At 70.4% G+C, this 11,357-nt stretch carries 6 protein-coding genes; 4 read left to right on the top strand and 2 right to left on the bottom strand.

Annotated elements, in window-relative coordinates:
• On the top strand, positions 1-1,470 hold a 1,470-nt coding region (locus tag ACXJJV_RS01725), incomplete at its 5' end, for a hypothetical protein (RefSeq protein ID WP_456466453.1).
• 494 nt (positions 1,471-1,964) lie between these two features.
• Here the strand turns inward: ACXJJV_RS01725 and ACXJJV_RS01720 are convergent.
• Both ACXJJV_RS01720 and ACXJJV_RS01715 read right to left on the bottom strand, forming a co-directional pair.
• Complete coding sequence (locus tag ACXJJV_RS01720; protein ID WP_456466452.1) at positions 1,965-3,203, bottom strand: FIST signal transduction protein; 1,239 nt, start codon at positions 3,201-3,203, stop codon at positions 1,965-1,967.
• A gap of 173 nt (positions 3,204-3,376) precedes the next feature.
• Positions 3,377-8,743: a cobaltochelatase subunit CobN gene (locus ACXJJV_RS01715; RefSeq protein ID WP_456466451.1), complete on the bottom strand. Its 5,367-nt coding sequence runs from the start codon at positions 8,741-8,743 to the stop codon at positions 3,377-3,379.
• Positions 8,744-8,873: 130 nt separating this feature from the next.
• Here ACXJJV_RS01715 and ACXJJV_RS01710 point away from each other — a divergent pair, with 130 nt between their 5' ends.
• The 3 genes from ACXJJV_RS01710 to ACXJJV_RS01700 all read left to right on the top strand — a co-directional run.
• Entirely contained in the window at positions 8,874-10,514 is a 1,641-nt protein-coding gene (locus tag ACXJJV_RS01710) for a prenyltransferase/squalene oxidase repeat-containing protein (protein ID WP_456466450.1), read from the top strand.
• 126 nt (positions 10,515-10,640) lie between these two features.
• Positions 10,641-11,072: a hypothetical protein gene (locus tag ACXJJV_RS01705; RefSeq protein WP_456466449.1), complete on the top strand. Its 432-nt coding sequence runs from the start codon at positions 10,641-10,643 to the stop codon at positions 11,070-11,072.
• Positions 11,062-11,357: hypothetical protein (locus ACXJJV_RS01700; protein WP_456466448.1), on the top strand; the 296-nt coding region annotated here is incomplete at its 3' end. The genes ACXJJV_RS01705 and ACXJJV_RS01700, both read left to right, overlap by 11 nt.

The following is an 11,357-nucleotide window of genomic DNA, read 5'->3' as shown; positions in this document are numbered from 1 at the left end:
GTGTGGCCCTCGGTGCTCCTCGCGGTGATGATCGCGCCCTGCGCGGCCTCCTCCGACCCGCTGTCGATGACGCTGGAGCGGTTCCACGCGGTCGACTCTCCGCCGGATCGGTACCTGGAGGCGGTGCTGGTGCCGGTGTTCGACCTGGGCACGGGGCGGCCGGAGCGGGACGTCGCGGTCCTGGTTGAGGCGCGGGAGGGGGACGCCGGTTGGGCGCTGCGCTACTCCATCGTCCGGTACCGGCCGGAGTCGGGGCCGTCGGTGGTGCCGGTGTCGGGGGAGCTGTCGGGGTTCTACCTGCACGTGGTGCCGGTCGCGGCGTTCCACGACGAGTCGGCCGACGCGCTGAGGGTGGTGACGTACCACACGATGGGCGTGGGGTCGGGGGATAACCTGCTGATCGCGGAGATCACGGGGTTCTCGACGGACGCTCCGGCGTTGTCGGGGCATCGAACGGCGAGGATCGTGCACCCGAACGACGTGGACGACAAGCTGCCGGTGGTGCCGAGGGTGGTTGACGGGCGCCCGTGCCTGGTCTACGTGGAGCCGGTGGAACCGTTCGACCCGTTCGGCTACCGGCGGTACCGGTTGGTGAGGTTGGACCTGGACTCGTTGGATCGGACCGTGCTGGCGACGTTCGGGGTGGGTGAGCCGGGCTGGCGGGTGAACCTGGGGGACGCGGGCGGTTACTACGTCGTGTCGGGCCCGGGCTGGGCGGTGGCGGTGCGGAAGTCGGACCGGTCGGTGATCCCGGTGACGCCGCCGGAGGGGTGGAGGGTGCGGTTCTCGGAGAACCGGTTCGTCTCGGGGCCGACGGCGGGCCCGTACGTGATCCTGGACTCGGAGGACGGGTCCGCGACCGCGCTGGGCGCCCTGAACTCGGACGGCTCGGTGAGCGTGGTGCTCGACCTCGGTGGGTACTGGGAGGGCGTGGGGTTCGGGTTCGGGCGCTACTGGCTTCACGAGGCGTTCCGGTGGATCGCGACCCACTCGGTGGGTCGGGGTGAGCTGGCGCTGGGCCTGGAGGCTGAAGACGGGGTGGCGGTCACCCGGACCTTCCCGTTCGCGGTGGGGAGCTGCGCGCTGGGGTACTGGACGTTCTGGGTCGGTCCCTTCGTGCTGACGGGCCCGAGGGAGCCCGGGGCGCACCGGTACGTCCTGTACCTAGTCAAGATCCCGGCGGAGGTCTCCGTCGATCGGGTGGACCGGATCGTCACCTTGATGCCGGCGTCGTGGTGCACGAACGGGGTGGTGGTGCCCGAGCTCGGGGTTCGAGAGGTCGTGAAGACCGGTAGCCCGGACCAACCGACGTACGAGGTGATCCCGGAGGACCGGGCGCGCCGTGTGAAGGTGGTGTACCGGTACTTGGGCCCGTTTTTCGTGGCGGAGAGGGAGGTGCAGCGGTGGATCGGGTCGCCGGTGACGGTGGTTCCGGTGGTGCCCGTGCCCGTCCGGCGGCGGCGCGATTGACGCGCCCTCTCCGGGAATCGTTACGGGCTCCGCAACGGTCGCCGGTGCCCGCGGTTTCATCCCGCGGGGTTCAAGGGTGCCCGGTATCCCCCGGCTTCGGGAGAGGCGATCCCCGGTGGTGCGGGGATCGGTCTGGGTGGTAACGAGCGGCCATCGGAGCGGCTTCGGGTGTCTTCGGCTGGGAACCCCGTTACGGGCGACCCCCGGAGCGCGTTGAGGGAGGGAGTTACCGGGTGGCGGAGTCCGCCGAAAACGCTCGCGCCCTTGGAGTTAGGGGTGAGGCGGCCTGGGTCCGGTGACCCGGTGAGAGCGTGGGGCGTACGCCACGGGCGTTCACGCGGCTCGCCGTGCCTGCGGGTGGGCGGGTGCCGGCCTCCGCGTGCGGGCTCAGGGCACCGCCTGGGAAGTACCCTGCGTCACCGTCCTCGGGCCTATCGTTTTCTATCGTTTTGGTAATCATAACGTTTGGTGGGGGGTAGGCGTGGGGAGGGCGTTCAGTGGCCCACGACCTCGTTCCCGATCACGTGAACGGCGACGGTCTGGTTGTGCTGGATGAACTTGCCGGAGGGGGTCAGCCCGTACTCGCCGTAGCAGTTGAAGCCGAAGACGGGCACGTCCTCGCCGATGAGGTCCCGGAGGATGTCGAGGGCCTCGTCCGTGTCGACGACGAGGTGTCGGGCGGCGCAGTTGAAGACGGTGACGAGGGCGAGCTCCTGGGGCTCGCCGGCGTTCTTGATGGCCAGCTCAGCGGCGTTGCGGATCGACGCCTCGAGGTTGTCGGGGGCCATGATCTGGACTGGGGTGCCGTCGGGGAGCTGGGCGATGAGCTGGAGGGTGCGGTCCTCCTCGTCCGCGTCGATGAGGGTGCGGATGAGGTGGTAGGGTCGGGGTCCGGGGTCGTGGAACCCGAGCGGGTACTTGAGGAGGGTCTTCCGGTCGGCGCGGCCGACGTGATCCTCGTACGCGTCGAGGGCGGGCCGGTCGTCGAGGTGGGTGACGGTGACGCCATCGGTGCGGGCGACCATGGGGTCGGTGTCGGGGGCGTAACCGTGGTCGACGGCGTGGCCGCGCTTGAGCGAGGAGTATAGTGTGAGGATGGCGATGGCGTCCTCGTACACGCCGTGGCGGTCGAAGAGGTAGGTGCGCTCGAACTCGTACTCGTCCGCGGTCATCCCGCCGAGGATGCCGACCTCAGGGCCGAGCCTGTCGAGGATGCCGCGCAGGACGTCAACGGACGCGTTCGGGTTGTCGAGGCAGCAGAGCCCGTCCACGAGGAGCAGAACGTCGACAAGGGAGTGCCGGATGACGTCCACGCTGCCGGTCACGATCCCCGTCGCGACGGGGGCGAGGGCGGCGGAGACGTCGACCTTCACGCTCCGGGCGGCGCGATCGAGGGTGCGTGAGGCGACCCCGTGCGGGTCCTCGGAGAGGCCCTTCCCGATGGCCATCCCGAGAGCGATGAGGTTGGAGAGCTCGAGGGCGAGGACGGCGACGGTGCCCTGGCTAAACCCGTCGTCGGTGATGTTGCCCGCGGTGGAGAAGCCGAGGAGCAGGTAGTCGTCGTCACCGAGGTACTCGACCAGGGCGCGGCGAACCTCATCGGGGTCGTGCCGCGGGGAGAAGGCGCAGAGGACGGCGTTCACCTCGTCGAGGTCCTCCGCGGCCTCCTCGAGCGCCTCTTCCGGGCTCGACTTGGACACGCCTGTCCCGGCACGAAGGGGGACGGTGGACAACGCGCGTCCCCCCGGTGTTAAGAATAGCTTGGATTTTATTATTTTTGATCCTGCCAACGCAAGGTTCGGTCACACGAGACCGGTGGTAAAGGCGAGCGTCGTAAGAGGAGCCGGAGTTCCCATCCCGTGAACCATTGTTCCCTGGTTGTGATAAGGGTATCGGACGCGCCTCCCTAAAAGGCGGGCCTCCGGTGCCGCACGGCCAGGTGGTAGGAGGAGGCCGTTAGCAGGGTGAGCAGGAGGCCAAGGAGCCAGATCCAGATCATCCGGGGCGGGGTGACGGGGCTGGCGGTCGCGGCGCGGGCGGTGGCGGTGGGGCTAGCCCGGACCGCAGTCCTCGAGGCGCGGGCGGTCCCCGCTCGCGTTGAGGCGTGAGCGGTGGCGCGGCCGGCGGTGCGGGCGGTGGCCCCTCGAGCGCCCGTTGCGGTGCGGGCGATGGGAGCGCGCGGGGCGGTCCTCAGGGATGGACCCGAGGTACCGATCGCGGCGGCGGTCCGTCGGCTTCCGGTGGGGACGCCGGCGATCACGCCGGCCCCGGCCTGGGTCGCCGCCGTCGCCGTCTCGGCCCGCCCGGCTGGGGTCGGACGCGCGGTGACGGTCGTCGGGGCCGCGGTGGATCGTGGGGACGGGGTTCGCGCCGTCGATCGTCCGCTCGCCGACGTGGGTGCGTTCGAGGTGGTCACGGGCGCCGGTGCGGGGGTGAAGGTCGGACCGGTCGGCCCGGTGGGGCGGCCGTGCGCTCGGGCGCCGATCGCTGTGGCTTGGGTCAGGAGTCGTGCGAGCCGTCGGGCGAGCTCGGGGGTGTCCAGCCGGGCGTACCATCGTAGGGCGCGGGCGATGAGGGGTCGTAGTTCCCGCAGCTTTTCGGGGGCGTGGAGGGCGAGGTAGCGGACGGCGAAGGGTAGGGTGAGCGGGTTGGTGCTGGTGTGGTGGCAGGTGGCGGGGCCGTACTTGGCCGTGTAGCGGATGTAGGCCTCGATGACGCGGGTGGCGAGCCGGGGGTTCGGGTTCCAGATGCCGATCCTCAGGGCCTCGACCATCCAGGCGAGGATGGACTGGACGGCGGCGCCGCCGAAGCTGGTGGTGGGCCCGTGGGTCTCGATCCAGCGGAGGAGGTTCTCGGCGACCTGGCTGTAGAGGACGTCGTACAGGCGGGCGAGCTGGGGGGCGACGACGCCCCAGGCGGTCCAGTACTCCATGCGCTCGGCGAGGCGGGCCCAGCCGTAGTCGCCGTGCTCGAGGAAGGCGCGCATCCAGGAGTCGCTGAGGAACTTGGTGCGGACCTCGGCGGCGAGCTCCTCGGCGAGGGTGCGGACGCGGGCGGCGCTGGGGTTGACGGCGTACTGCACGTACACGTCGATGCGCTTCCCGGTGAGCCGGTACACGTAGAAGTTGATCCCGCCGAGCCAGTCGTAGTAGTCGTCGCAGTCGAGCAGGCCCCACACGTTCACGATGTTGTGCACGGCGGCGTCCACGGTGCTCATCAGGTACCGGAACAGCTCGACCTGCCGCTCTCCCCTGATCTCTCGGGTGACGGTCTCGTGGAGGACGAGGTAGCGCTCAACGTCGCCGAACTTGACCCGGACGATCCGGGCGCCGCAGGCGTACAGGTAGGTCATGCGCGCCTCGATGGCGCGCTGAACGCGCTCCCAGAAGGTCTCCTCCATGCGCCGGCGTCGCTCCTCAGGGGGCACGTCGGGGCGGACGCCGGCGCCGCGGGTCGCGTTCACCCAGTCGAACTCGACGACGCTGTTCACGCCGGCGCTGGTGTACACGCCGACGGGGTGGGAGAAGGCGGCGCTGGAGGCGAGGATCTCGGCGGTCCGCGGGTCCACGCCCTTCCGAATGAGCAGCCGCTTGGCCCGCAGGAAGTGAGCGCGGCGGTGGTTCCACTCGGACGACTCCTCCAGGTGTGAGACGAGCCAGAAGGCCTCCTCGAGGAGCCGGCCGGGCCAGATAAGGTCCTGGAAGCAGCCGGAGGTCCACAGGACGACGTCGATCCGGGGTCGGCGGAGCACCCTCCCGTCGACGCGGACGACGAGCCGCTCGAGGGGGATGGGCTCGACGCCCATCACGCGGCCGGTGGTGGGGTTCCAGACGGGGCGGACGCCGAGGAGGTAGAGGGCGGTCGCCACGCCGAGGCCGCCGGTGATGAGCTCGTGGATGCCCCAGATGACGACGGCAACGCTCTCGGGCCACCGACCGTGCTTCCGGTAGTAGTCCGCGAGCATCTCGTCCACGAGCTTGACCGCGAGCCGCCAGGCCTCGGGCGTGGGGATGCAGCGCGGGTCGATGATCGTCCCGTTGCGCCCCGTCGGGAGCGCGTCCGGGTTCCAGAAGGGCTCGGTCCAGGGGCACCCCGGCTCGACGAAGCGCCCCTCCAGACCCCGCAGCAGGTTCTCAAGCTCGGTCCGCGGGGAGACCGCGTAGTGCGCGTACACCCGGTAGACGTCGAGCGCGACCCGCACGGCGACGTCCGCGTCCAGGCGTCGGGGCAGCGTGCCGAACGCCTCCAGGAACGCGTCTCGGAGGGCCGCCAGCACCGCGATCCGGACCTCCCGGTCCTCCCGGGCCAGGTTCGCCGCGATCCGGGCCCGCTCCACGTCGGGCCGCCAGAGCCGGTACGTGTCGTCCAGCGCCCGCACGTATTCCCTCGCGGCCCGGAGGAAGGCCGGGCTCCGCAGGAGCCGCTCGAGCAGCCCTCGGAGGAACGCCGCCGCCCTGCGCTGGAAGAGACGGAACCCGTCGGGGTCCGCGGCCTGCCACCGGGCCAGCTCCTCGGGAGACGGCTCGTTGATTCTCCCCGCCCAGTAGGCGATGAAGTGGGCGACGGAAGGTAGCGCGATCAGGGCGCCCTGCTCCAGCTCGCGCCCGTTCGACACGCCGTACGTGTGCAGCCCGTACGGTACCAGCTGCTCCAGGAGATCGAAGAGCGTGTCGTGCAACTCGTCAACGAACTCATCGAACCGCTCCCTCCAGCCCGGCCCGCCCCGCTCCACGGCCCGCTCCAGCTCGGCCGGATCGAGCCCGAGCTTCGCGCACACCTCCTCGTACAGGCCGACCTTCTTCGCCTCCTCGATCACGGTACGGGCCATCTCGCGCAGGACGTTCTCGTCGCGGATGTGCCCGCGCCGGGCCAGGTAGTCCGTGACCGCGCGCCAGACCCCGTTGTACCGGCCCAGGTCCCGGAAGTAATCCCAGGCGGGCGGGAGGTGCGTCAGGATGATCGGACCGGACCGGTACTTGGCCTGCTTGCCCTCGCCCGGGTTACTGATGATGTAAATGTAGAGGTGCGGGACGTCGCGGAGGAGCAGGTACGGCCAGTCCGTGCCGAGCAGCGCGAACTCGTGCCCGGGCAGCCACTCGAGCGTGCCGTGCGTGCCCACGTGGATGATCGCGTCCGCGCGGAAGGCCTCCTTGACCCAGTAGTAGAACGCGATGTACTGCCAGTGGGGCGGGAGCTCCGGGTCGTGGTAGATCGCCTCAGGGTTGCCGGACCACCCTCGCGGGGGCTGGAGCGCGATCCCCACCTTCCCGAACCGCAGGCACGGGATCACGTAGCACCCGTTCCAGAGCATGTACCCCTTGTTGTCCTCGGGCTCGCCCCACCACCGCCTCAGCCGGTTCACGATGTCGTCGAGGAGCCGCAGGGCCCGCTCCCGCTCCGGCCCCCCGCACCGCTCGACGAGCCGCCGATACTCCTCCAGCACGCGGAAGAGGTGCCGCCGGAACCAGCGCTTAGCGACGCTCACCGGGACGAGCTGGTCGGGGCTCACGGTGCAGAACACCACGGGCCGGTCCGCCAGACCCTCGACGAGGACCCGGCCCCGCACGACCCGGATGACGATCCGCCGGCCGTTCCACTCGAACGACGTCTCCGCGGTCCCCTCGCCCCGGTACAGCCGCGCGAGCTCGGCGAGCTCGCCCCGTGCCCACGGTCCCACGTTCTTCAGCAGCAGGTCGGAGACGGCCATGAGCACGTGCGCCAGCAGCTTGCGGTACTCGCCGGCGGCCCGGGGATCCGACCGCTCGAGCTCGACGAGCCGGAGGAGCAGGTCCCGGGCCGGGCCCACGTCGTACCCGCGCTCGGCCATGTGCGCGAGGATCTCGATCATCGACTCGAACACGTCCAGGTAGGTCGCGCCGATCGACCCGCGCCCGGGCGGGTAGCAGTACAGGACGTAGAGCACGCGCTTCTCACCGTTCGGCTTCAATCGCAGCCGCACGAACCCGCGCGTCACCTCGGCCAGCGCCTCGATCCCGGAGGGCAGCGGGAGGAAGCCGGGCCCGTCCTTCCGCTTGAGCGCGGGCAGGAAGAACCAGTGCGCGCCCTCCAGCTCGGGACCCGCCCACACGTGCACCGCCCACTCGAGCACGGGGCCCCAGCGCCGCGCGCAGTACCGGTCGGGCTCGCACTCCCGGTCGCCCCGGAGCGGCAGGACCGGCTTGATCACCGGCGCGTCCAGGTCGTGGAAGAGCCACGTGGCCGGGGTCGGGTACAGGGTCGCGAACGCGGAGAGCTTCACGAAGGCCAGCACCTCGTACCCGCGGTCCCGCCACCCCGCCACGACCTGGGCGGCCGGGACCACGTTCACCGTCCCGCACACCGCGACCGCCGAAACGCCCAGATCCCGCACCCTACGGTCGATGGCCTCCGTGACCAGCTCCGTGAGCCGACGCCCGTCCGGCGCGTGAAAGTACTCGATGTGGTTGAGCACGACCACGAGCCGGCGCGCCCGGGTGGGCGGGGTGAAGTTCTCGGCGTACCGCCGCGTCTCCTCGACCAACACCTCCGCCCAGGAGGGGATCAGCACGTACCGAAGCCGCCGGTAGAGGCCCGTCTTGCCCCCCTCGAGATCACGCAGCCACCGGTGGTACGCCTCGAGCAACCGCGACCGATCCACCTCCGGCCCCAGCCACCCAACGCCCGGCACGTACACGGCCAGGAAGGCCTTCGACACGTCCCGGGGCAGGGGCAGCGCGTCGGCCGGCACCGAGGGGTCCACGCACCAGAGGGCGAACGCGAGCGCCGGGACCGGGTCGGCGGAGCACGAGAGCAGGAAGGCGAGGTTGGCCGCCACCGCGTCGAGGTCCCTGATCCCGGGGCGCAGCCGGCCCGCCACCACGGGTTGGGCCCGCTCACCGGTCGGGATGAGCGCGAAGAACCGCTTCCGCGACTGGAACGCCAGCACGGCCAGATCCCGGGGGAGCGGCGTCCCCACCACCCTCTCCGAGAGGAGCCTCCAGTACCGGTCGCTCAGGTACCCCATCAACGGCATGATCAGAACGTCGGACTCCCGGATCACCGCGGCCGCACGCTCGAGCGCGTCCTCGGGCGGGACCCCGGAGACGGCGGGGGGCAGGTACGCGAACTCGACCCGCACGGGCTCCCCGCACAACCGCGTCAGCTCCCGAGAGGCCCGGTGGAGGGCGCCCTGATCGTAGAGCACGTGATTCCCCACGATGCCGACCGTGAGCGCGCGGGCCCCGCCCGCCAGCACCGAGAGGGCGACGAGCGCGGCGGCGAGCGCCGGGCGCATGCGGGCCCGCCCTCCCCCCTCGCTCGTCCACCGTCTGGCCAAATCAGGCTCAGTTAAGTTGATTTCACCTCAGGTTCAATAAGTACGCTTAAGTTGATTTCCTTCTAGGTTTAACGGGGGGCTCGGACGGTTGCGCGCCCGGGTTCCGCTCGCGCTCGCCCTGGCGGTGCTGGCGGCGCCCGTCGGGGCGTGCGCGGGGCAGTTCGACGCGCAGCTCACCAAGGCCGCGGACTGGGCGTTCACCAAGGAGGGCCTGTACAACCCGGGCATGAAGCTCTGGGAGTCGCCGTGGAAGCGATACTACGGGTTGGACTGGGGCGGCTGGTACTCGGGCACGGTGAACGCGCTGCGCACGGTGATTCCGCTGGCCACGTACGGGTACCTCCAGGACCACGAGATCGTCTGGGGCCAGGACGACAAGGGCAACCCGGTGAAGATCAACCCCAAGCGGGAGTGGGAGTCGATCAAGAGTCAGGTGATCGCCTGGGTCATCCTGCAGAAGGACGTGGACAACGGCTGGGGCTTCAGCTGGTACTCCGCGGGCCGGCGCCACGAGGGCTCCAGCGTGGGCGAGACGGCCAAGGTCGTCGGGCAGGTACTCCTCCCCGCCCTGATCGACCTGGGGATGGAGAAGGTCCGATGGCGCGGGTACGAGCTCGACGTGAGGAAGGCGATCGCGGACGGCGTCGAGTTCCTACTGAAGAACCAGATCACCGAGGAGGACGTCCGCGCGAAGAAGCTCAACGAGGCGTTCGTGGGCGGCTGGCCCGTCAAGAAGGTGGAGGCCCTGGAGCCCGACCCGTACTACACCGCCGTCGCCCTGTCCGCCCTGTGCCGGGTGGTCCAGTACTGGGACTACGTCCGCCCGGACGCGTACCACCCGGAGCTCACCAAGCGCCGCGTGCTCGAGGCGATCCGCCGGGGCGTCGAGTACCTCCTCCGCACCCAGGAGAAGCAGGGCGACGTCGCCGGCGCGTGGAAGTCCTGGACCGGGTACGCCATGGGCGACTGGTACGCGTACGGCGTCGTCCAGTTCTGCCTGAACGCCCTCCTCGACGCCTACGCGATCGCCGACGAGCTCGGGCTGAACAAGGGCCGGCTCGCCGAGGCCATCAAGCGCGCGTTCAACTACCTCTTCGGCGAGCGCACCGTGAAGCCCGACCAGCTCAGAAAGAAATACGCCGAGCGGGCCGGCTTCACGACGGAGATCAAGGTGCCCAACTGCGGCTGGATCGACGTGAACGGGGTCAAGGTCCCCGTCTGGGCCTGGGGCGCCTGCAAGCTCTGGAAGGTCCAGAACGGTCGGCTGAAGGGCCCGTACCCCGACCTCACCGAGACTCCACAGATCTACCTCGCCATCCTCAAGGCCGCCAGGCTCGGGGTGGCCGTGGACACCATCAAGCGGGCCCTCAAGGCCAAGAACCCCAACCTGCCGGAGGACCGAATCATCGACGAGGTCCTGAAGGCCTACGCCCGCTGGGTGGCCGGACAGCAGCTCCAAACCGGAGGCTGGCCGTACCGACCCGGCGGCAAAAGGCCCAGCCAGTGGGCGTGGACCTACTGCACCTGGCTCCTCCTGGCCATGGACCACCCGGAGTGGCTCCTCAAGCACCGGCCCAAGGTGGGCAAGGTCGGACCCACGACGAAGACCACGACGAAGACCGGGCAGGAGACGAAGCGGGAAAAGTCAGCCAAGGGGCGGCCCAAGGTCCCGGTGACCGCGGTGAGCCTCGCCGCGCTGGCGGTGCTCCCCGCCCTCCGACGCCGCTGATCCTTTTTTTCCGCGCGAATTGTTTTGAGGATCGAAACGATACCGAGCGGGACCACCGAGGCCGCGCGACCGGCCGGAATTATCTTACCGATGAGTCCCGGGGCCCGGTACCGGGGGATCCGGGCCGTGGGCCGGTGGGAGGCGGGCGAGGCGACGATCCCGGCGGGCCCTCCCGACACGCTAAGGGCCCTCGAGGCGGTGGGACTCATCCTCACGGTGGCGGGGTGCTGCGCGCTGCTCCTCGACAACGCGATCCCGAACCAGCCCGTGCGCCCCGCCCTCGAGGGAGCCTGCCTGCTGACGGTCGGCCCCCTCCTCGCCCGATGGTCCCGCGCCCGACGCCACCGCCTCCGCGCCCTACCCGACGGGCTGATCCTCACCCACGTAACGGGCTTCGAGCGCCTCCGACTCACCGAGCTGGCCGAAGTCCGGGCCGAGGGACGCGACGAACTGGTCCTCCACCTACGCCCGAGCGGAGAGCTCCGGGTGCGCGTGCTCGACGCCGAGGGCGCCCTCCTAACCCTCTCGGAGCGGTGGGGGGTGAGGATTGAGCGGTGAGGCCCGGTACTTCCCCGCGACCGGCCCCGAGTGCGGGCCCCGCGACCTCCGCACGCGCCGACTCCTGGCCCTGACGCCGTTGATCGCCCTCGCCCTCGGGGCCTCCGCGGCGCTCCTGAGCCCGGGGCTCGCCGGGACCCTCCTCCCGATCCTGCTCGTCCTACCCGCCGTCCCCCCGGTGATCGGCATCAGGGGCGCGACCCACGTCCGGATCACGTCCGACTCCATCGAGATCGTCTGGTGCTACGGCTACCTCAACCGACGCGAGCGGATACCGAGGCACCT

This window comes from Methanopyrus sp., assembly GCF_053997775.1.
The sequence above is the reverse complement of the archived record's forward strand: the minus strand, read 5'-3'. Positions and strand labels throughout refer to the sequence as shown.

Excerpts from the sequence above, each read along its gene's own strand:
- ACXJJV_RS01715 (WP_456466451.1), bottom strand. The coding sequence starts at position 8,743 with ATGCGCCCGGCGCTCGCCGCCGCGCTCGTCGCCCTCTCGGTGCTGGCG.